At 37.7% G+C, this 21,463-nt stretch carries 19 protein-coding genes; 7 read left to right on the top strand and 12 right to left on the bottom strand.

All coding sequences use genetic code 11. The annotated features are described in order from the left end of the window. The first annotated feature begins 2 nt into the window (after positions 1-2). Positions 3-1,766, top strand: coding sequence for a phospho-sugar mutase (locus E4O07_RS03755; protein ID WP_253687478.1), 1,764 nt, complete (start codon positions 3-5; stop codon positions 1,764-1,766). Beyond that, positions 1,766-2,419, top strand: coding sequence for a 3'-5' exonuclease (locus E4O07_RS03750; protein WP_253687477.1), 654 nt, complete (start codon positions 1,766-1,768; stop codon positions 2,417-2,419). The genes E4O07_RS03755 and E4O07_RS03750 overlap by 1 nt, the downstream gene beginning before the upstream one ends. Positions 2,420-2,504: 85 nt before the next feature. Here the strand turns inward: E4O07_RS03750 and E4O07_RS03745 are convergent, their stop codons facing one another. From E4O07_RS03745 to E4O07_RS03730, 4 genes are read right to left on the bottom strand one after another with little or no spacing between them, the layout of a single operon-like run. Beyond that, the gene (locus tag E4O07_RS03745; protein WP_253687476.1) at positions 2,505-4,298 is read right to left on the bottom strand and encodes a M3 family oligoendopeptidase; all 1,794 of its coding nucleotides are present in this window, start codon (positions 4,296-4,298) and stop codon (positions 2,505-2,507) included. Positions 4,299-4,353: 55 nt separating this feature from the next. Beyond that, complete coding sequence (locus E4O07_RS03740) at positions 4,354-5,820, bottom strand: DUF92 domain-containing protein (RefSeq protein ID WP_253687475.1); 1,467 nt, start codon at positions 5,818-5,820, stop codon at positions 4,354-4,356. A gap of 17 nt (positions 5,821-5,837) precedes the next feature. Then, positions 5,838-6,764, bottom strand: a complete 927-nt coding sequence (locus E4O07_RS03735; RefSeq protein ID WP_253687474.1) for a phytoene/squalene synthase family protein — start codon at positions 6,762-6,764, stop codon at positions 5,838-5,840. 52 nt (positions 6,765-6,816) lie between these two features. Next, positions 6,817-8,346: a phytoene desaturase family protein gene (locus tag E4O07_RS03730; RefSeq protein ID WP_253687473.1), complete on the bottom strand. Its 1,530-nt coding sequence runs from the start codon at positions 8,344-8,346 to the stop codon at positions 6,817-6,819. Between the two features lie 280 nt (positions 8,347-8,626). On the opposite strand from E4O07_RS03730, the gene E4O07_RS03725 reads away from it, so the two are divergent. From E4O07_RS03725 to E4O07_RS03715, 3 genes are read left to right on the top strand one after another with little or no spacing between them, the layout of a single operon-like run. Beyond that, positions 8,627-11,020 (top strand): efflux RND transporter permease subunit, encoded by a 2,394-nt coding sequence (locus E4O07_RS03725; protein ID WP_253687472.1) that lies wholly within the window; start codon positions 8,627-8,629, stop codon positions 11,018-11,020. Positions 11,021-11,043: 23 nt separating this feature from the next. Then, positions 11,044-11,823 carry an outer membrane lipoprotein-sorting protein gene (locus E4O07_RS03720; RefSeq protein ID WP_253687471.1) on the top strand — a complete coding sequence of 260 codons (780 nt, stop codon included), beginning with the start codon at positions 11,044-11,046 and terminating at the stop codon, positions 11,821-11,823. Positions 11,824-11,844: 21 nt separating this feature from the next. Next, positions 11,845-13,203, top strand: a complete 1,359-nt coding sequence (locus E4O07_RS03715; RefSeq protein WP_253687470.1) for a hypothetical protein — start codon at positions 11,845-11,847, stop codon at positions 13,201-13,203. Positions 13,204-13,206: 3 nt separating this feature from the next. Here the strand turns inward: E4O07_RS03715 and E4O07_RS03710 are convergent, their stop codons facing one another. Next, positions 13,207-14,010, bottom strand: coding sequence for a DMT family transporter (locus E4O07_RS03710; protein WP_253687469.1), 804 nt, complete (start codon positions 14,008-14,010; stop codon positions 13,207-13,209). Positions 14,011-14,199: 189 nt separating this feature from the next. After that, complete coding sequence (locus tag E4O07_RS03705; protein WP_253687468.1) at positions 14,200-15,612, bottom strand: YfcC family protein; 1,413 nt, start codon at positions 15,610-15,612, stop codon at positions 14,200-14,202. Between the two features lie 108 nt (positions 15,613-15,720). On the opposite strand from E4O07_RS03705, the gene E4O07_RS03700 reads away from it, so the two are divergent. Next, the gene (locus E4O07_RS03700) at positions 15,721-16,401 is read left to right on the top strand and encodes a TetR/AcrR family transcriptional regulator (RefSeq protein ID WP_253687467.1); all 681 of its coding nucleotides are present in this window, start codon (positions 15,721-15,723) and stop codon (positions 16,399-16,401) included. 27 nt (positions 16,402-16,428) lie between these two features. After that, a complete protein-coding gene (pepD, locus tag E4O07_RS03695; RefSeq protein ID WP_253687466.1) occupies positions 16,429-17,862 on the top strand; it encodes a beta-Ala-His dipeptidase in 1,434 nt (477 codons plus the stop codon). 130 nt (positions 17,863-17,992) lie between these two features. Here pepD and E4O07_RS03690 read toward each other — a convergent pair whose 3' ends face one another. From E4O07_RS03690 to E4O07_RS03665, 6 genes are all read right to left on the bottom strand, one after another. Beyond that, complete coding sequence (locus E4O07_RS03690; protein WP_253678698.1) at positions 17,993-18,418, bottom strand: hypothetical protein; 426 nt, start codon at positions 18,416-18,418, stop codon at positions 17,993-17,995. A 12-nt stretch (positions 18,419-18,430) separates the two neighbouring features. Next, positions 18,431-18,919, bottom strand: coding sequence for a hypothetical protein (locus E4O07_RS03685; RefSeq protein ID WP_253687465.1), 489 nt, complete (start codon positions 18,917-18,919; stop codon positions 18,431-18,433). Positions 18,920-19,043: 124 nt separating this feature from the next. Next, a complete protein-coding gene (locus tag E4O07_RS03680) occupies positions 19,044-19,286 on the bottom strand; it encodes a DUF7683 domain-containing protein (RefSeq protein WP_253687464.1) in 243 nt (80 codons plus the stop codon). Continuing rightward, positions 19,287-20,699: a colicin E3/pyocin S6 family cytotoxin gene (locus tag E4O07_RS03675; RefSeq protein WP_253687463.1), complete on the bottom strand. Its 1,413-nt coding sequence runs from the start codon at positions 20,697-20,699 to the stop codon at positions 19,287-19,289. It abuts the gene before it with no gap. Positions 20,700-20,727: 28 nt separating this feature from the next. Beyond that, positions 20,728-21,114, bottom strand: coding sequence for a hypothetical protein (locus tag E4O07_RS03670; RefSeq protein WP_253687462.1), 387 nt, complete (start codon positions 21,112-21,114; stop codon positions 20,728-20,730). 11 nt (positions 21,115-21,125) lie between these two features. Further along, positions 21,126-21,443 (bottom strand): hypothetical protein, encoded by a 318-nt coding sequence (locus tag E4O07_RS03665; RefSeq protein WP_253687461.1) that lies wholly within the window; start codon positions 21,441-21,443, stop codon positions 21,126-21,128. Between the last annotated feature and the right edge of the window lie 20 nt (positions 21,444-21,463).

The following is a 21,463-nucleotide window of genomic DNA, read 5'->3' as shown; positions in this document are numbered from 1 at the left end:
TTATGGATAAAAATGAAGTACTAAATAGAGCAAAAAAATATATTTCCGAAGAAAGGGAAGTAAAATTTGCCGATGAGGTTAAATCTTTAATCGAAAAAAACGATGAAAAGGAATTATATGACCGCTTTTACAGGGACTTGGAATTCGGAACGGCAGGTTTAAGAGGCATTATCGGGGGAGGCACAAACCGCATGAATCCTTTCGTAATAAAAAATGCAACTCAGGGCCTTGCCGATTACTTAATAGAAGCAAAGGCTGACAAGGCCAAGGCCGGCTCTTTGAGTGCCGTAATTGCATACGATTCAAGGCGCTTTTCGGATGTCTTTGCAAAAACGGCTGCCCTCATCTTTGCGGCAAACAATATCCGCTGTTATCTTTTTTCAAGTTTAAGACCTACACCTGAACTTTCTTATGCCATAAGGGAACTCGGCTGCGATACGGGAATTGTAGTAACCGCCTCACACAATCCTCCGGAATATAACGGCTACAAGGCTTACTGGTCGGACGGAGCCCAGATTACCCCGCCCCATGATTCAGGCATCATCAAAAAGGTGGGAGAGGTTTCTTCTATTAAAATGATGAGCGAAGAAGAAGCTCTTAAAAAGGGCAAGCTCGTAATCATCGATAAGGAAATCGACGAAAAGTACTGGGCCATGCTGAAAGAAAAACTCAGCCGTCAAGAAATAATTAAGGATATGGCTTCCAAGGTGAAGATAGTTTACACTCCCCTTCACGGAACAGGAGCCGTACATGTCGAAAAGGTTCTGGGCGAAATGGGCTTCAATGTTATAAGCGTTCCCGAACAGCGCGAACCTGACGGGAATTTCCCGACGGTAAGCTATCCCAACCCCGAAGATCCGAAAGCCTTAAAGATGGCTATGGACTTGGCTATAAAGGAAGGAGCCGATATTTTGATGGCCACCGATCCCGATGCCGACCGCTTTGCCTGTGCAGTCAAAAACGCCGCGGGCGAAATGCAGCTTATAAGCGGCAACCAGATGGGAGCCCTCTTTGCAGATTATATCTGTCTCACATTAAAAGAAAAAAATAAGCTCCCCCAAAACGCAGCGATAGTACGCTCCATAGTAACCTCCCCCTTAAGCGATTTAATCGCCGCCAAGTATAATGTTAAGAGCGAAGAATGTCTCACAGGTTTTAAGTGGATCTGCGGTATCGCCGAACGCATGGTAAGCACCGGTTCCCACACCTATCTTTACGGATACGAAGAAAGCTTCGGCTACAATTTCGGAACCGAAATACGGGATAAAGACGGAATTGCCGCATCTGCAATTTGTGCAGAGATGACCCTCTATTGGAGGAGCAAGGGTAAAAGTCTCTTAGACCGATTAAACGAAATCTTTTCGGAATTTGCCTTTTACGGAGAAAAGACCATCAACATGGTATACCCCGGAGCGGAAGGATTGAAGATTATGCAGGACATGATGGTCAGGGTAAGAGAAAGAAACTTGAGCGAAATTGCCGGAGTGAAGGTAAAGACCATAAGGGATATTCAGGAAAGCACGGAGTACTCTCCATTAGAGCCTGCCAAAAAAACTACAGTTTCCTTACCTAAGAGCAATGTTCTTCAATACTATTTGGAAGATGGCTCGATAATCTGCATAAGGCCGAGCGGAACCGAACCCAAGATAAAGATCTACATAATTCATTCCGAGAAGGTTGTTTCTTCTGTTGAAGAAGCCAAAAAACAATCGGATAAAAAGATTGCCGAATTCGAAAAAGAATTTAACGGAGTACTAAACGCATAATGAGCTCTTACGATTGGATTAGCGCCGTATATGATAAGGCTGTTTTTACGGCCTTCGATACCGAAACAACGGGAACGGAGGCCAAGGCTGAAAGAGTGGTCGAAATCGGCTGCGTAAAATTCGATGTCAGGGGAGTTATTGCCCGTTACAATGTTTTGATAGATCCCGAAAAACCCATGCCTCCCGAGGCGGGAAAGGTAAATCAAATAACCGACGAGATGCTCGCAGGTCAGCCCAAATTCGCGGAAGTTCTGCCCGACTTCTTGGACTTTATCCGCAACACTGTTCTCGTTGCCCATAATGCAAACTTCGACATAAACTTTATAAACTGCGAGCTTGAAAGGTGCGGAAAAACAAAGCTTACAAACAAGGTCTTTGACACCCTCACCTTTGCACGGGAAACCCTGCCCGGCTTACAAAGCTATGCCCTTCAAAACCTTGCAGTGCAGTTCGGTGTTCAAGCAATAAATGCCCACCGCGCCGAAGACGATGCCAGAGTCTGTATGGAATTCTTTAAAATAGCCGTAAAGCATTTCTTCGAAAAAAACAAGGACATGCTTGACTATTATAAAAAGGATGTAGACATTTCGGAGTACCTGAGCACCAAGGACCCTGAAACGGACGGCGGAAAACTCGTTCAAAATTTATTTTAAAGCCTCAAAATAAAAAGACATATTTAAAATCAAAAAGCCCCGCTTGGTTTCCTCACAAAGAAATCAATCGGGGCTTTTAATTAACTTATTTTTTCTTTGCTTTTTTTACGAGCTTTTCAAATTCGCTTATCTCGTCGGTAAAAATCTTTATTCCTTCTTTCCAGAAGTCCGGCGTCTCGATATTAAAGCCCGCACTATTGGTTACCTTTACGGCATCCATCATTCCGGTTTTGCTTAAAATATCCTCATAGACAGAAGTAAACTTTGGTCCTTCCTTCTTGTAGCGGTTATAAAGACCGAGGGCAAAGAGCTGTCCGAAGGCATAGGGGAAGTTATAAAAGCCCAAGCCTGCAGAATAATAATGTCCCTTAACAAGCCACATATAAGGATGAAGCAATTTAGAATCAAGCCCGTTTCCGTAGCTTTTCTTTTGAGCTTCAAGCATAAGACGGCAGCAGTCCTCAGCTGTGAGTTCATGCTTTTCTCTTTCTTCCATAAAGGACCGTTCAAAATAAAAACGAGAAAGGATATCGACCAAGACCTGACATCCGTCTTGAAGGTGAATCTCCAAGAGGGCAGTTTTTTGCTCTTCATTCATCTTTTTGATTTCGCTTTCAAACAAGATGGTTTCGGCAAAGATAGAAGCGGTCTCGGCAAGAGTCATAGGATAGCTTTGATTTATAACGGGCATATTCTTCACAACGTTAAAGTGGAAGGCGTGTCCCAGCTCGTGTGCAAGGGTGCTGACCGAAGAAAAAGAGCCGTCAAAGTTGCAAAGAACTCTCGGTTCCTTTGTTACGGGGAAATGAGTACAATAGGCTCCGCCGACCTTGCCGTTACGGACCTCTCCGTCTATCCAATTTGAATCGAAGGCCTTCTTTGCAAAATCTCCCATGTTCTTTGAAAACGAAGAAAAGTTTTCGATTACCAAGGCCTTTGCTTCTTCCCAAGTATATGTGGGGAATGATTTTGAAACGGGAGCAAAGAGATCATAAAAGGGTAAGTCCTTTTTGCCGAGAAGCATGGCCTTAGCCTTTAAATATTTTCTCCATGAGGGAAGAGAATCTTCGATGGCGGAAATTAAGGAGTCGAGCGTTTTTTGACTTATATTTGCCTGCCTTACGGATTTTTCGATTGTGCCTCCCTTCCAGTTGCGCCTCTTGTTTAAGGTAATGGAAGCTCCCTTTACGCCGTTCAAGGCTGCGGCAACGGGCTTTTCTATCGACTTGCAAAGTTCAAGCTCTTTTTTAAAGGCCTTTTCGCGGACAGCCTCATCCTTGTCATAGGCCATCGCTCTAAGCTGAACCAAGGTCTTTTCTTCTTTAGTTTTTTCATCCCAAACACAGGAAGCCGTCGAAGTCAGCATGCTCTGTAATTTGCTCCAAGCCGAAGAGCCTGAGCGGGCAAGGTCGGCAGCCAAGGCTTCCTCTTCTTCGCTCATTTGTTTCTTTTGCCAAAACAAGGTATCTTCCAAATAAAAGGCTGCATATTTTAAATCCTTGTCGCTTTTGATCAAGGCCTTCACTTCTTTGGAAACGGAAGCCAAGATATTCGAAAAGCGCACACCAAGGGGCGTAAACGGAACAAAGATTTCGGATATGGAATTCATCTCCGAAAGGGCTTCCTTGTTTTCGGTATCGGTTGTATAGACGGCCGAAGCATAGGCATAAAGCGTTTCGGATTCGGCATTAAACTCGTTTAAAATATCCAAAGCCTTTATAAGCCATTTTTTTAAGTCCTTGTCCGAAAAAGCTTTTAAGTGCTTTTCAAACTTTGAAGTCAGTGCAGGAATTTTCTTTTTTGATTCCGCATACTCTTTTGATTTAAAATCGGGATAAATATTTTTTAAATCCCATCTCGGTGCAGTTTTGTTTTGCATTGGTATCTCCTTAAGTCAATTATGATTGTAGCGCTTAAAACTATTTATGTCAATATTAAAAACATAGTCTGCAAAAATAATGGGCAGCTAAATATCCTAAAACCGAAACTGAAATTAAGGTAAAAAGGTTTACGGTGTTGTTGCTTATCAGCTTATAACCTCTTATAAGAACAGCTGAAGGCCCGATATTCTTGTCCCAAATAACTCCGTCAGGTGTTTTATATTTGCGTTGGAAGGCTGCACCTAAATAACTATCTATCAAGGAACCTGCAAAGCCTAAAACTGCTATAAAAATCACTCCTCGGAGCCCGAATTGAGGAAGGGCAAAAAGAGAAAGAAGCACGCTGCCTAAAAGGCCGGCACAAAATCCTGCCCAAGAAACGCCGCCCGAAAGCCCTCTTTCAAGTTTTTTCCCGTTTAATATGTTAAACACTCTTCCTTTCCAAAGCATTCCTAACTCCGAAGAAAAGGTATCGGCATTGGCTGCAGAAAAAACTGCAAATGAAAGAAGTAAGAAAACTTTTTTTTCGGGGAAAAAATAAAAAAGCCAAAGTAATATGCAGGCCGGAAGCGAGTTACATAAAACCTGAATCCAAGACCTTGGTCCATTATCCTCCTGCAATTCTTCAGCCTTGCGTTTGGTTTGATTTTTTAAAAAGCTTACAAAACTTCCTGCAACAAAAAAGCCTATTAAGCTCAAGCCCATCCAAGTCCCTCCTAAAGCGTAAAGAGTCATCGCAGTTATAATAGCTGCAACAATTCCGTCAGGTTTTATTGCACGCGCCTTATAAGCTGCAAATAAAATTAGGACTGAGGCAAGGATATAAATATAAAAACCTAAACTGCCGTAGTGCATTAAAAGAGAAGCAAACAAAGCGGATCCTATAGGAAGAGATAAATTATCGGCACCATTTTTTCCGGTAATTTCGACAAAGGCTGAAAAGAAGGCTGTACACAAAGCAATAAGCACAATACTAAACAAGCTCAATTCCCGGCCTATTTCCGAAGGAGCAAAAACATAAAGACAGGCGGCCGTAATTACAAAAGAAAATATAAGCACAGTAAGAAAACCTACAAGACTTTTCTCCCTTGCAAATGAAAAAGGTTTTATCGATCCCCATTTTTTTCCTGTAAGGGCTGCAAGACCGTCGCCGTAAGCCATAATAAGAATTCCGATAAATGAAAGGCTTTTCCACCCCAAAATAAAACTTGCTCCCGATAAAAAAAATAAACTTACAGCATAGTACACGGTTCCCGGGTTGGTATCGCTCCTTTCCATCGAAGAAAGAAACTTATACTTTAAGTTAAGGCTGTTAATAATGATAAAGGCAAACGGAACAAAAAGCACAGCCCAAAGTTCGGTATGCATAGGAGTTAAAAAGACCCAGTTACCTACCAAAATATGAATAAGTTTTCTCGGCACTTCGGAATCTTTTTTTGTAAACTTTGACACCACTGCCGATAAAAATAAAACAAAGAAAATATAACAAAATGAAATAAGAATAATCAAAATGTTCCGCATTTTAGTTCCTCCTAAAATTATATACGCTGCTTTAGCTCTTTCACTTGAGCAAGTACGGCATTACGCATTTTTTCTGTAGTATAGCATCTTTTTGTAAAGCAATTATATGAAGCCTCTCTGACTGCATCTGCAATTCCCCTGTACATTCTTGCAGCGGCAAAAAGAGGCATGACACAGCTTGGATGAAAATAAGAAAGCCTTTTTCCAAATGAAGCATAGTAATCATCGGCAATCGAAGCGAGCTTTTCCCAAAGCAAAATAAAATTTTGGGGGATAAGGGTTTCGATACATTCCTCAGTACTCTGCCTTGCAAGGTCTTCGAGTTCCTTCTTAGTGATGCCGTATTCCTCCAGCAAGGAAGCCGGAAGATAGAGCTTATTTTTTTCGCGTAGATCCTCTCCTACATCCCGCAAGATATTTGTAATCTGCATTGCTATTCCCAGATCTTCACAAGATTTAACAAAACCATCATCCATTTCCTTATCGCTCTTTACCAAAAAGGGAAGCATCATAAGGCCTACCGAGGAAGCAACAAGACGGCAGTATTCTATAAACTCATCAAAGGTTTTAATGTCATCAGGGGAAAGATCCATACGCTGCCCCTCTATCTGCATTAAAAATCCCTTTAAAGGAATATCGAATTTTTTTACCGTATGTTCAAAGGCAGGCCACCAATCTTCTTGTAAAACAGGATTGTCATTCGGCTTAACTCCCATCCCTTTGGAATATAGGGCACTACCCGATTCCTTGGAATAAAGAAATTTAAGGGCATTTTCAAGATCGAGCAAACTTTTTAATATGTTTTTTTCGCCGCCGTCTATCGGCTTCTTATCGACAAGGTCATCCGCATATCTGCAAAAAGCATAAACGGCAGCGACACCCTTAAACCTTTCAGGCGGAAGATTTGAAAAGGCTTGATAAAAACTCACGGCCCTTTCTTTCATAATCAGCTCCGCCTGCTTATAAGATTTTTGCAAGCGGAACCTTGCTTTAAACTTATTTATCACTAAAGTTGTCCTCGGGATTATCCCGGCGTAACTCTTCTGCACAGATCTTGCCGCTTTGCATAACTATAGGGACACCGGCTCCCGGATGGGTGCTGCTTCCGCAAAAATAAAGGCCCTCGCAGTTTTTTGCCTTTGCCTGAGGTCTTAGATGGTTGCTCTGAGTCAATGTCGGCTGAAGCCCGAAGGTCGCCCCCCTATAGGCGTTAAAGTTTTTTTCAAAATCTTTGGGAGTAAAAACTTTTTCGACCGAGATTGAATTTTTTAAATTTGCAAGGCCCGGCAACTTTGAAAGGGATTCAATAGCTTTTTGCCTGTAATAATCTACAGTTTCTTCGTTCCATTCATATTGGGAAGTTACAATTTCGGAAACAGGAATTAAAAGATAAAAACTCGACTTATCCTTCGGAGCCATTGAAGGATCTACATTAGACGGAATATGAAGATAAACGGACGGATCCTTTATTTTTCTTCCGTCAAAAATACTTTTAAGATTATCGTCGAGATCTTCGGATACTACAAAGGCATGAGCAGGGAGCTCAGGATAGAATCCCTCCACACCCCAATAAAAAACAAGACAGGAACAAGAATAGTCCATCGTATTTATTTTTTCGGGACTATATTTTCCTCTCACCTTTTCATCATCAATTAAATTTGTCATGGCATAGGGAAAGTCTGCATTGCACACAACATAGGGAGCTTCAATTTTTTCTCCGCCTACCAAAAGCCCCTTAACGGTTTTTCCCTCGGTTAATATTTTATCGACCTTGGAATTATAATTTATCTTGCCTCCAAGTTCTTCAAAAAGTCTTGCCATTTGAGAAGCCATCGTATGCATTCCGCCCTTGATAAACCAAACCCCGTATAAAAGCTCGATCATAGGAATTATATTGTAAAGAGAAGGGCCTTTTTTGGGAGAAACTCCTATGTAAAGGGTTTGAAAGCTCAACATTCTGTGTAAATCACTGTCCGGCATAAAGGAAGCCATCATCTTGTCTGCACTGTCAAAGGTCTTTAATTTAATAGCTTGAAGAAGCATAAACGGATTATATATATCTGACCATTTTCTAAATGGTCTCGTTATAAAATGATCCAGAGCAATTTGATATCTTTTATAAATTTCGGAAATATATGAAAGAAAACCGCGTGCATTTTCAGGCCCCTTTTGTTCGGTAATCTTCATTAAATCTACAAGATCCGAATTCAGCACATAATGCCGATAGTCCTTAGACTTATCCTTATCTTTAAAGTAAACCTCATACATTGGATCAAGCTTTGTCATAGGAATATAATCATCCGCATTCTTTCCTGCAAGCTCGAAAATTTCTCTATAAACGGAAGGCATCATAACAAGGGTCGGACCTACATCAAAACTGTGCCCATCAGCCTCAATCCTGTGCATCTTTCCGCCGGGCATAGCTCCTTGCTCAAAAATTTCCACCTCATATCCTGCATGCTTTAATCGGATAGCTGCCGAAAGCCCTGCTATACCGGCACCAACTACCAGTACCTTTTTATTCATATAAAACTCCTTTTAGCTAAAAAATATGATGGGATTAAAACAGTTTTTCTAAAAGATAGGCCGAATAATTATCATAGTCTTTATCTAACGAATGACATTGTATCACATTCATAAAATATATACAATACATCGAAAAGCTATAGGCTGTTTATAAAAACAAATCTTTTCTTACTTGACAAGCATAATATGTAAGTATATACTTACAGTAAGCGTTCTTTAGCGAAAAATATTATAGGTTCATAAACCTATCGGCTTATGAACTTAAAAGGAGAAGCATAAAATGAAATTGGAAGGAATACACAAATTTTTTAGTAAAATTGCAAAATTTCAGCTAAAACACCGTTTTCTCTTACTCATCTTATTAGCAGCCATAACCGTATTTGCTGCAATGGGCTTAAAAAAGTTTAGAGCCTCATCAATGACCGAGGAAGCCTTTGTAAACTTGAACGATCATATGAAAGAACACGAAGACAGGTTTAAAGAGCTTTTTGGAAGTAATGACAGTATAGTTTTGCTTATCGAATCCGATGATGTTTTTAAACCTGAAGTCTTAAACATGATTAAAGAGATAGGAAATGAACTTTTAGAGAAGATTCCATATGCGGATTCGGTTACTTCCATAACCGATATCGATATAAGCGTAGGAACGGAAGAAGGAATCGAGATAAAAAATCCTTTTAAAGACGGAATACCTGAAAACTCTTCCGAACTAAAAAAAGCAAAGGATTTTATTTTATCGAGAAAATCAATCGTAAATAAACTTGTTTCAAGTGATGCAAAAGAAACATGGCTGGTTCTTTCTCTTAAAGCAACCCCGAGTAAAGAAGAATGGATGAAAAATTCGGATAAGGAACTTATGTATATCATGGGAGAAACGGCTATCGATATTGTTAATAATCCCAAATATAAAAGCTCAGCCTACACAATAAAACCGGCAGGTCTTCCCTACACCGAAACGGAAGAAAAAATTGTTATGAATGCGGACATAAAGAAATGCGTAAGCCTTAGTTTTATGTGCATGATAATTCTTCTCATTATTTTTGCCCGCTCCCTTAGAGGAACAATTGTGCCTATCATAGCTACAGCAGGTGCAATAGTTTCGGTTTTGGGGCTTATGGGACATCTAAACATTGAAGGAAGTTCCGAAATGCTTTCCGTTCCAATCATCCTTGCAATGGCTCTTTCAGTCGGATATTCAATCCATCTTGTAAATTCTTTTAGAAACAGTTTTTACACGATAGGAAAACGAAAAGAAGCAGTTATCGAGTCCATCGAAAACACGGGCTGGCCGCTCTTTTTTACGGTTGTTACGACAGTTGTTTCGGTTTTATCCTTTTTAACAGTTGACCTAGATCCCATGCACTGGATGGGACTTGCAAGTGCAGCTATGGTCTTTGCCGTTTATGTTTATGTCAGCATCTTAATTCCAATCTTAATGAGTTTCGGAAAAGATTGTACACCTGAACAAAATAAGAGTGCAGCCCGCTATAAAAAACTTGATACTCTTTTTGAAAACTTAGGAATTTCAGTTTTAAAAAGACGAAAACCCATTTTAATTATTTTTGTAATTATAACGGCTATGTGTCTTCCTGCCCTCTTTATGATATATGTAAACATGGACAGTTTTAACTTTATGGGAACCCGCATTCCCTATGTAAAGCGTATTTACGAAATTACACACTCTCAACTTGGAGCTTATTTTAATTACAATGTAATGCTGACCTTTAAAGAAGAAGATGCAGTAAAAAAGCCGGAAAACTTAAAAAAACTGGAAGAATTAAGCCGGCACATAGGCGGTTTTAAATTAACAAAATTAAATAACGGCGTACCGAAAATATTTTCTATTTTGGATATTGTAAAAGACATGAATCAGACAATGCATGCAGACGATCCTGCCTTTTATAAGATACCTGAAGATGAAGAACTTTTGGCCCAGCTCTTATTTTTATACGAAATATCGGGAGGAGAAACTTCCCGTTGGGTTGATGACGAATTCAGAACCCTCCGCATGACCGTCGATGTTGCAGCTTTTGACGGAAACGAACTTGCCGCCAATTTGGAAAGCGTCTATAAAAAATGCGCTGAGCTTTTTCCCGATGCGGATGCCTTCTTAACGGGAGCAGCAGCCCACGCCGCAGAAATAAATAATAAAATAGTATATGGAGAAATATCATCGTTTTTTACTTCTCTTGGAGCAATCGGTATTTTAATGATGATTGTATTCGGAAGTCTTAAAATGGGGCTCATTGGTCTTATCCCCAACATAATGCCTATTATTACAACCGGGGCAATTATGGGCTACTTTAGCATTCCTCTGGATATGATAACAATGGCACTTATGCCCATGATTTTAGGTATAGCAGTAGATGATACCATCCATTTTACAAACCACACAAAATATTTATTTGAAAAAGAAGGAAGATACGAAAAAGCTATTGTCGGCTCGTTTTATTCAATCGGAAAAACACTCGCAATGACAACCATAATTTTATCGGCAACATTTTTAATGTATATGGCAAGTCAGATAGATGCCTTCCTTCGCTTAGGAATCCTAGCAGCAGTAGGCTTATTTTCGGCTCTCATCGCAGATTATTTGATGACACCGATATTGATTTATATTTCAAAACCTTTCGGAAAAGAACGAGATGATACTTCTATCCGAAAGGAAGCATAGAAAAGTTTTTATGGAGGAAAAAGATGAAAAAGATTGTTATGATTTTATTGGCTGCAGTAATTGCATTGGGTGCAGGCTTTGCACAAGAATTGACGGGAAGAGACATTATGCAAAAAGCAAGCAACAGAGAAAAGGCCGTTACGGATTCTTTTAAAATGAGGATGACTCTTATAAACTCAAACGGGAAAAAGAGAGTCCGAGAAGTTACGGCCTATTCAAAAGATTACGGAAAAGAAGAAAAAATCGTCATGGTATTTTTACTTCCGGCAGATGTAAAAGGCACAGGTTATCTTGCATACTCTTATGATGATGCCTTAAAAAACGATGACAGATGGCTTTATATTCCGGCATTAAAAAAAGCTAAGCGCATAAGCGGCTCATCAAGCCAAGATGATTTTATGGGAACGGAATTTACATATGAAGACATGGGCAGCCGCAAGGTAGACGATTATAAACACACTCTTTTAGGCGAAGAAAAAATCGATTCCAAAGACTGCTGGAAAATAGAATCGGTTCCGGTAAAAAAATCCATGTACTCAAAATTTATTTCATGGATCGATAAAGAATCTCTTTTAAACATCAAAGCGGAATTCTATGATGAACAAGGAGCGATTTTGAAGGAGCTTACCGTCAGCGGCATCGAAAAAAAAGACGGCTTTTGGACAGGCAATAAAATGGAAATGAATAACCTTCAAAAAAAGCGTAAAACGGTAATTGAAATTTTAAAGCATGAATTCAATAAAGAGATACCCGACTCTTATTTTAGGGTAAACTCTCTTGAAGCGGGAAAAATCAAAAATTAAGAAAATATTAAGGGAGGAAATATGAGAAGAATAAAAAATAATGGTTTGATTTTAACGGTTGTATTTTTCTTTTTGACAGGATTTTTGTGTTATGCCCAAGAAGAACTACAAGGAAATGAACAGGAAGATCCTCAAGAAGAAATAATGGAAGAATCAAGCGGAATAGAATTTAACTTCGGAGGAAAACTGGAAACTGTCCATGGACTTAGGTGGAACAATGGAACCGAGTACAGCCTTTCACGCTCCATTGCTCAAATAAAAGGAGAAGTCCTTGCAGGTTCAGCCTATGCCTTTCTATCTGCTGTGGCGGAATACGATTACCGCAATCCTTCACGCACGGGCTTTAAGCTCAATGAAGCCTATTTCCGCTATTCCGGCGAAATTTGGGATTTAAGTTTCGGAAGGCAGATTATAAGCTGGGGACAGGCAGACGGCTTTACCCTAACAGATGTGCTGAGTGCAAAGGATTCTTCCGCTTTTTTAGCCCTTTCTTCCGATGATACAAAACTCGCATCGGACAGCATCCGCCTAAGATTTTTTCACGACATTTTTACCTTTGAAGTTATAGCAATTCCTTTTTTTACCCCGAACAAATTGCCTCCGTTTAGTTTTGAAGAAGGAGCAAAGGATGCTCTTTTTTATATTGAACTTCCCGATGTATATACTAAAGGAGGTTTGTCGCTCCCTATAAAATACACAAAAACCGAAACCGAAAAGCCCAAAATGTTTACGGACACGGAAGCGGCAGCTCGTCTCTCTTTCTTTTTACCAGGCATAGATTTTTCGCTTTCAGGCTTTTACGGCCGGGATAAGAATCCTAAATTTACGCGAAACGGTAAAATCAATATCCCGACCGAAGTTTTAATAAACTTAAACCAAGAATATTACCGCATAGGAATGGCGGGGCTTGATGCCGCAATACCGGCAGGAGATGTAACCATTAGATTGGAAAGTGCATGGATTGGTAACAGATATTTTAATCCCAAACTTATCTTTGAACAGCCAATACCCAAACACCAGCTTTTAATGCTGGCAGGTCTTGATTGGAATAAAAGCTCGTGGTTTATAAGCGCCCAATATTTTGAAGACCTTATTTTAAACCACAAAGACGATATAGAGAGGCCGATGCACAAGGGTTTTGTAAGCTTAAACATAAGCAAAACTTTTTTGAGGGAAACTCTTAAACTTTCTGCAAGCGGAGCAATCGATATTAATTACGGAAGCACATTCAGCACTTACGCTGTTGATTACTCTCTTACCGACAACATTCATGTAATTTTGGGAGGAGATATTTACACAAAAGGTTACGACGGCAAGGGAGACTTTGCACAATTAAACAAGATAAGCTCTATCTGGATTAAGGGGAGATTTAGCTGGTAATAATTAATTCCGTTTTAACTTAATGAGCACAAGAGCCGCAAGCACAATCAAAACGGCAGCAAAAAATTGGAAGCCTGTCATGCTTTCCTTTAAAAATAAAAGACCTACCGCAAGGCTTGTAACAGGTTCTAAGGTACTCAAAATTGAAGTATATTTCGCCCCAATCTTGGCAACGGCTTTTTGATATAAAAAGGTCGCTCCTATCGTTAAAATACAGGAGTAGAAAATAAGAAGAACAAACTGCGGAAGCGTAAAATCAAAAGGAATCCTTTCAGGTAAAGATAAGGAAAAGGCAAAAATCATCAAGCCGCCGGAAAAATTAACATAAAATAAAAGCTTAACAGGATGAATTTTTTTTGTTCTTTCCAGAATAAATGAATACACGCTGTACACAATAGCCGACATAAATGCATATATTATTCCCGGAGCACTTGAAACCTCTTTAAAATCGGCTATAAAAAACAGACCTATAACTGCGGCCGCAATACAAAGAATCTCATATATTGAGGGCCTTTGTTTTAACATAAAAGCCGAAGCCGTAAAAATTATAACCGGATATAAAAAATGGATGGATGTAGCACTTCCCGAATTTATATATTTATATGAGGCAAACAAACTTATACTGTTGAGGGTAAAAAACAGAGCAGCTAATAAGACAAGCCAAAATTCTTTTTTATTTAATTTCATATCAATTTTTAAAAATTTTGAATAAATAAAGATAAAAATCAAGGCTAAGGACATCCTGTAAAAGCTGGAACCTATGGGGTTTAAACCTAAATCGAATAAAATCTTTGTAAAAAGCGGCATAAGCCCGAATATAAAGGCAGAGGCCGCCGCATCTATAAAACCTGATATTTTAATTTTGGATTCCTCTTAATACAAAAAAATATGGCATCGTTAACCTTAAAAAAGTTTATCGATGCCGTTGATGTTTGAACAAATATGCCGCTTAACGGTTACAACCAATTTATACGGCATACAATAGTTAGCAATTTTTTATACGGGACCGTACCCGATAATTGTAGCTATTATTAAAATTATGGAACAAGCGATATACCAAAGCCCCATAAGCTTCCAAAACCATTTAAACCATTTGCCATAGGATATACCTCCTATTGCAATTGCAGCCATAAGATCGCCTGCAGTAGGCGTAAACAAATTCGTAATACCGTCGCCAAACTGAAATGCCAATACAGCAGTCTGCCGCGTCAGACCTATGACATCCGCCAAGGGAGTCATTATAGGCATACTGATAACCGCCTGACCTGTTCCTGAAGGAATAAAAATATTTATAAAAGACTGTAATACAAACATTCCGACGGCACTGATTTGCAACGGCAGCCCCTGAACCATATTTGAAAAGCCGTAAACTATAACATCTAAAATTTTGCCGTCCATCATTATAACGGTTATAGCTCTTGCAAAGCCTACACAAATGGCAGCATAAACAAGATTTTCCGCACCTTTTACGAAATGCCGCACTGTTTCATTTAAACTGAGTCCGCCGGCCAAACCGCATAAAATTCCCGTTCCCACAAAAACGGCAGCAATTTCGGTCAAATAGAAATGATGCACTACAACCCCATAAACAAGAACAACAATCCCTAAAACAAAGATTGCCAAAGAAAGTTTTTGCTTAAGAGTAAATACAATATCTTTCGATAATAAATCGTTTTCCCGATAAGGACTTTTCAAATCTTGCTCATACATAGGACTTAATTTAGGATTTTTTTGAATTTTTCCTGCATAAATGTATATGTATACTATCGTTATCGCCATAAGAACAATAAAAGAAACTATCCTAAGCTCGATACCGCTCAATATAGGAACATCCGCTATTTTTTGTGCCGTAATGATGGTAAAAGGATTTAAAATAGCTCCTATGTAACCGACACCTACACCGCACATACCCAGTGCAACACCTGTAATTGAATCAAATCCTAGGGCAAGGCAAAGCGTTATATGCAAAGGTAAAAAAGCCAGGCATTCTTCAAAATTTCCTATTATAGCTCCGCCCAATCCCCAAAATATAAGAATAACCGGAATAATAAGTCTTTCCCTGCCTTTAAGTTTTACCATAGCCATCTTCAACACAGAATCAAGAGCTCCTGTTCCTTTTAAAATGCCGAAAATACCTCCAATTATCAACAAAAAGTTAATTATTTCGGCTGACTCATTTAGCCCTCTGGGGACTGCCTGTAAAATACCCCAAAATGAAACAGGATTCCTTTCAATAGGATGATAGCTGTAAGGGTCAACTACATTTACCCCCTTAGCCGAATCCAACACACGGGTATATTCTCCTGTAGGAAGAACATACGTAAAAATCGATGCAAGGATGAGCAAAACCAGAATGAGAACAATCGCATCGGGTGCTTTTAGCTTAAACCGTTTAACTTTTAAATCCATAAACGAACTCCTTAACTTGATTTATAATCGCGATTATGTTATAATTATAACCGCGGTTATAAAATTTGTCAAGCAAATTATTTTAAATTTTAAAAGGAAATGTTAGATATGAAAGAAAGGAAAAAACAACTTATGACTGAATACATCGCTGTAACAAAAACCTTAATAAACGAATTAGGGATAGAAAAAGTCAGCATAAGAAAAATTGCAGAAAAAATAGGTTATAATACGGCAACCCTTTATAATTACTTTGAAAATCTGGATATCCTCCTTTTATATGCTTCTCTAGGCTATTTAAAAGACTATATAGCAGAACTTAAAGTAAAAACCAAACCTATAAGCGATCCCGTCTTAAAATATATTAGAGTATACGAAGTTTTTAACGGTTTTTCATTTAAAAATCCCGATATTTATTTTAATATGTTCTATGGAATCTATTCGGAAAAACTCCCCAAAATAATAGCCGATTATTACGAAATTTTTCCCGAAGAATTGGGTGAAAAATATCATGACGATATAGACAATATGCTTAAAGAAGGCAATATAATCCGGCGTGATATTGAAATAACAAAAGCCATAGTGAATCAAGGTATACTGTCTCAAAAAAATACGGACTTTCTCATACATACTGTTACAAAGGTACATGCATACTATCTGTACAAAGTAATTATAGATAGAAATATAGATATACAAAAACATTCAAAAGAATTTATGAATTTTCTGGTAGAAACATTAGAACTTATGGGTGTATCTATTCCCGACAAAAAGGAAATACAAGATACACAATAAAACACTAAAGGGTATAGGAGGTAAAATATGCAAGATGTGTTAAAAGAATTCGAAGCAATATGTAAAATTCCAAGACCGAGTTTTCATGAAGAAAGGATAAGGGATTATTTGTATGATTGGGCAAAACAAAGAAATATCTATGTTGAAAAAGATAACTTTAAAAACGTTTTTATGAAAAAACCGGCAACAAAGGGATATGAAAATTGCAAACCAATAGCACTCCAAGCTCATACCGATATGGTATGCGAAAAAGCCGAAGGAATAAATCACGATTTTTTTAAAGATCCGATTAAATACTACATAGACGGAGATATTGTTTCTACGAGGGAAACGACAACGCTGGGAGCCGATGACGGACTTGGAGTAAGTATCATACTTTCGGTGCTTGCCGATAACACCATTTCACATCCGGAAATTGAAGCAGTATTTACAAGTGCTGAAGAAGAGGATTTTTCCGGAGTAGGAAACTTCGATATGAGTAAATTAAAAAGCCGATTTTTGATAAATTTAGATCATTGCTGCGATAACGAAATAGTAATTTCAGCCGCCGGAGGAATTACATTTACAGCTAATAAAAAAATAGAAAAAATTAAAGTAGATGAAAATTATAAATGCTGTGATATAAAGCTATCAGGGTTGGAGGGAGGACATTCGGGAGAAGATATACACAGGGGAAAAGGAAACAGCAATATATTGCTATTCCGATTTTTAGATGAGCTTGAAAATATAGATTTTTATTTACAAGATATAAAAGGCGGAAATTTCAGACTTGCAATTCCAAGAACAAGCAATGTATCTTTGATGGTTGCAAAAAAAGACTTAAAAAACTTGGAAGATGAAGTTTGCAAATTTAACTCCATCCTGCAAAAAGAATTTCCCGCCATTAAAGACAGCATAAAGATTACTATGGTTGAAAACTCAAATAAAGACAGCTCATGTATAAAACGTGAAATTTTTTCCGATTTAAAAGATTACATTCTGACATCACCTTCGGAAATTCAAATAATGAGTAACGGTTTTGAAAATTTTGTTGATTGTTCTTGCAATTTAGGAGAAATATATATCAAAGATTCCCAGATTATAGTTATTACCGATGTCAGAGCAGGCTATGAATCTCAAAAACAATATATAATAAAAAAACTAAAAAAAATTGCAAACTCTTATAATATGCCTTATACCGTGTGGGGCTCTTATCCCGGTTGGGAATATAAGAGTAATTCAAAACTCGGTCAACTTATCAAAGAGGTGTATGAAGAAAGAGGCGGAAAGAATGTTCATTTTTTAGCTATACATGCAGGTCTTGAATGCAGCTTTTTTGACAGCAAAATTGATAATATGGATATAGTTTCGATAGGTTCCAACGCATGGCACTATCATAGCCCTAAAGAATGTTTTAGTTTAAGCTCTTTGGAGTATTTTTATAAGTGCTTTATTGAAATACTTAAAAAAGCAAAATTTTGATTCAAATAAACAAGTATTGAGTACAATATTTGCTTTGAATTTGTTTTTATCAATTTTTTCATACTTACCTCAAGTTGCATATAAAAATTAACGGATTTACTACAGCCGCCTTTCACGTATTCATCCGTTGCTATATCTTTTTCCTAAAAAAAACTAGAAGATCTGCGAGTAAATCCATTTTCGTTTTCATCGAAAATCCATCGAGACCGCCTTTCAATTTTATTTTATCTCCATTTTTTTTATAAATAATATATTTATTTTTTATTATATCTGCATCACAAAGACTTCGTGCAAAATCTACTTCATCTTTTCTAATAACAACTCTAATAAATACTTTTTTATATGTAAACACATCTTCTTGAAATTCTATCTTCGAAAATACATAATCTATCAAAGCCCATGCATTAATAGATATAATCGTCATCATAACTATCCATATGGATATGCTTATATCTTCTTGAGTCAAAATCGTAATAATTGCAGCATAAAGAAAAAAAATAAGTGTTAAAAAAAATAAACATCTAAGTATAAGTGATTTACGATATACAGTTTTCATAATTATTCTCCATTAGTATCTAAGGGTATAATCTCTTTTGAAACGGTGGGCATCTACTGCGTCGCTGCGCAAAATGAGCTCGACATATACTCTTTCCCCGCCACGGATGGCGGTGGTTTTAGCTTTGAGAGTTTTGCGTATGCAAAACTCTGAGATGAAAAAGGTACAAGGACGTACTTTTTTTATCGGCCTATTTTCAAAAGTCCTGTCAGTGAGGAGGTTTAGTAATAACTTTCTTTTGGCGGACTGTTCAATTTTGTTTATCATTATTATGAAGAAAACAAAATTGAACATCGCGCTTGCTTCGAAGCTGTGCCTATCGGCTTGCTGCACCAATACCGCTCCAATCTTTTTGCTGCATGGGCTTTTTTCAGGCGGTGTTTTTACGCTGTCGCTCCAAAAACCGCATTTGATTAAACACACCGCAAAAAGGATTTTTGCTTCAATCGCTGTCCGAAAGAGATAGGTAGGTTGTGAATAAAAGTAAAGCTTTGTGTTCATAGTTTTTCTCAATTTAAAAAGAGATATTCATTACCATAAAATTAAACCCATTGCATACCTATTATTTCCATTTCTATCAAAAATGGTAATATATTATCTTTAAAAAATTTACTTAACATACTAATTAAGCATCACATTCCAAAAAGTAATCATATTTATCGAAATCCAAATTTATATTTAGAATTCTTTCATAAAAAGGACGATCAGTTATGTAAATTTCATAACAATAATAAAGCATCGGATCATATTCTGGTACCCTAGCACCTAAAAATTCTATAAGGTCATTTAAGCTGATAGTTGTAGGAAGTTCATACATTCCTACATATTCTTCAGAAATTTTATCAAAATATCTAATACATCTAGTCATTTATGGTTCCACCTTTCTATCATTTTTCGGCGGCTCAATCTGTTCTCCAGTATTGGGATCAACAACACCTTGATGAATCCCCCGTTTATTATATTTTTCTAATTCACCATGCAGTGAATCCCGCTCATATATATTTCCTTTATTATCTTTCCACCGTTTCCTTACCCCCCCACCTTTTTGCACAGGCGTTTTTCTTTTTGCAATCTTCGCATCCGGAATACCAGGAATACTATCTGGGGCAGGAATATATTCTTCAAATATATTTGTACTTCTATCTGTATCTGGAAAAGTATTATGCACATTATTTTTATTTGTTTCAGGGAAACCATCAATAGTCTTATTACTGTCATATCCAGGAAATTCAGTTTTAGGGTTTATATTATTCACCGAATCAGGTGTTTCTAAAATAGTGGGGCTTGACTCTGCATTATCTACAAAATAAAGATATAGTATACATACAGTAGCTGCCGCTGCTATAACTTCACCAGCAGGTGTTGGTTCAGCAAAAGCAACAGCCCATATTTTTGATAAAATTTTTGCTAGACCTATAGCAGCAGTTTGCCTTCCATCCGGATCAGTATATTTAACCGGATTATTGCCCGCATAGTGATATACATGCAAGTTTACAACATTAAACACATCACCCATACCCGGTAGATTCTCGTTATGCTTTTTAGCTTCATCATCTATCGGCGCTTTGGGTATGTAGTCGTTTAATGCAGGGTCTCCTGACAACCACCTACTGTATTTCGGATCAAGATACCTAGCTCCATAATAGTATAATCCCGTTTCCTCGTCAAGCTCTTTGCCTGTAAACCTAAACGGTAACTTGTCTAACCCCGCAGCAACTTCCTCTACCCATAACTCTCCGTAAGGTGTATATTCTATGTGTTCATATTGTTTACCTCGCCAATCTGTTACAAATTGCGCACTTCCTAAATGGTCTGAATGGTAATAGTAACGCTTTGCTTTTTGTTCATCGTTGTCGCCTTGGTTATCCGTATGTGTCATCTCTTTTGAAAATATGCGGGCATCTCCTGCGTCGCACGGCAAAAAAGTGTCCTCGACGTATACCCGATACGCCTGCGGTACTTTTTTGCCTAACTCCTTGTATCTGCTCCGCCTATTTTCAAAAGTCCTGTCTGTGGGGTTGTTTAGTAATAAGCTTTCGCGTAAGCAGCTTTGAGCGGCGGACTGCCGGTATTTGTGTACTATCAATACTATGCAAAGGTACACAAATACCGGCATCGCGCTTTTCAGGGCTCCGCTATCGCTTCGGTATCTTTCCGCAGAAATTACTGCGGAAAGATGTACAGCAAAAGCAATTTTTATAAATTGCTTTTGCTCCCTTGCAATCGCTGTCCGAAAGATGAGATAGTTAGGTTGTGAATAAATGCTAAGTTTTGGTTTCATGTTTTTTTCTTTATAATCATAAAACTTATTATTTTGTCATTCTATGTTCTATAATATCACTTTTATCAAGCGTATCTTTAAAGATTTGTATATCTTCATGAAAAAATGATAATATAATATCGTTAAGTTTTTTTTCATGCATTTCTATATTATTTGTATGGATATTCAAACTAGTTACGATATTTTTTACTTCCATAAGATTATAACTTACAATTTTATTATCTTCATGTCTAAATTGTGATTCACCATAATTTTCTAACATTAAATTTTTTTTATTTAAAGGATCATATATCTGTATAATGTATTCATTTTCACAAAAAGGAGAACTAATTATTTTATGTTCTAGATCCAGTTTCTTTAGTAATTCCAAAAGAGTATTTATATATTTATTTGCAAATTCAGGTAATACAAACATTTACTTTCTACTCATGGCAACACAATGTTATTTTTTCCATTCCAGATAATATCACCACGATTACCTTTGATATCTGCATCAAAAGTAATCGCCCCATTTACAAGAAGGCCTCCATTGGCTGCAACTTTTTCAATAAATTTAGAAGCTTCGATAATTGCTGAAGACATCAAATCCAATTCAGATGGTGACAAATCTTCTACAAGACTTAGTAGCATCGCTTGAGCCTCCAGCCTTGCGGAAAGATGTACAGCAAAAGCAATTTTTATAAATTGCTTTTGCTCCCTTTCAATCGCTGTCCGAGAGATGTGAAAAGTGGATAAAAATTTCATTTCATCTCCTTTTAATCTTA

The organism is Treponema sp. OMZ 798 (genome assembly GCF_024181385.1).
Taxonomy (GTDB): domain Bacteria; phylum Spirochaetota; class Spirochaetia; order Treponematales; family Treponemataceae; genus Treponema_B.
This window is presented reverse-complemented; position numbering and strand designations above follow the sequence as displayed.

Bases quoted from the DNA above. Each gene is read 5' to 3' on its own strand.
- E4O07_RS03675 (WP_253687463.1), bottom strand. From the start codon at position 20,699: ATGAAACCAAAACTTAGCATTTATTCACAACCTAACTATCTCATCTTT.
- E4O07_RS03755 (WP_253687478.1), top strand. From the start codon at position 3: ATGGATAAAAATGAAGTACTAAATAGAGCAAAAAAATATATTTCCGAA.
- E4O07_RS03735 (WP_253687474.1), bottom strand. From the start codon at position 6,764: ATGAAAGAAAGGGCCGTGAGTTTTTATCAAGCCTTTTCAAATCTTCCG.
- pepD (WP_253687466.1), top strand. From the start codon at position 16,429: ATGCAAGATGTGTTAAAAGAATTCGAAGCAATATGTAAAATTCCAAGA.
- E4O07_RS03725 (WP_253687472.1), top strand. From the start codon at position 8,627: ATGAAATTGGAAGGAATACACAAATTTTTTAGTAAAATTGCAAAATTT.
- E4O07_RS03670 (WP_253687462.1), bottom strand. From the start codon at position 21,114: ATGTTTGTATTACCTGAATTTGCAAATAAATATATAAATACTCTTTTG.
- E4O07_RS03680 (WP_253687464.1), bottom strand. From the start codon at position 19,286: ATGACTAGATGTATTAGATATTTTGATAAAATTTCTGAAGAATATGTA.
- E4O07_RS03705 (WP_253687468.1), bottom strand. From the start codon at position 15,612: ATGGATTTAAAAGTTAAACGGTTTAAGCTAAAAGCACCCGATGCGATT.
- E4O07_RS03665 (WP_253687461.1), bottom strand. From the start codon at position 21,443: ATGAAATTTTTATCCACTTTTCACATCTCTCGGACAGCGATTGAAAGG.
- E4O07_RS03745 (WP_253687476.1), bottom strand. From the start codon at position 4,298: ATGCAAAACAAAACTGCACCGAGATGGGATTTAAAAAATATTTATCCC.
- E4O07_RS03685 (WP_253687465.1), bottom strand. From the start codon at position 18,919: ATGAACACAAAGCTTTACTTTTATTCACAACCTACCTATCTCTTTCGG.
- E4O07_RS03690 (WP_253678698.1), bottom strand. From the start codon at position 18,418: ATGAAAACTGTATATCGTAAATCACTTATACTTAGATGTTTATTTTTT.
- E4O07_RS03730 (WP_253687473.1), bottom strand. From the start codon at position 8,346: ATGAATAAAAAGGTACTGGTAGTTGGTGCCGGTATAGCAGGGCTTTCG.
- E4O07_RS03720 (WP_253687471.1), top strand. From the start codon at position 11,044: ATGAAAAAGATTGTTATGATTTTATTGGCTGCAGTAATTGCATTGGGT.
- E4O07_RS03700 (WP_253687467.1), top strand. From the start codon at position 15,721: ATGAAAGAAAGGAAAAAACAACTTATGACTGAATACATCGCTGTAACA.
- E4O07_RS03710 (WP_253687469.1), bottom strand. From the start codon at position 14,010: ATGCCGCTTTTTACAAAGATTTTATTCGATTTAGGTTTAAACCCCATA.
- E4O07_RS03740 (WP_253687475.1), bottom strand. From the start codon at position 5,820: ATGCGGAACATTTTGATTATTCTTATTTCATTTTGTTATATTTTCTTT.
- E4O07_RS03750 (WP_253687477.1), top strand. From the start codon at position 1,766: ATGAGCTCTTACGATTGGATTAGCGCCGTATATGATAAGGCTGTTTTT.
- E4O07_RS03715 (WP_253687470.1), top strand. From the start codon at position 11,845: ATGAGAAGAATAAAAAATAATGGTTTGATTTTAACGGTTGTATTTTTC.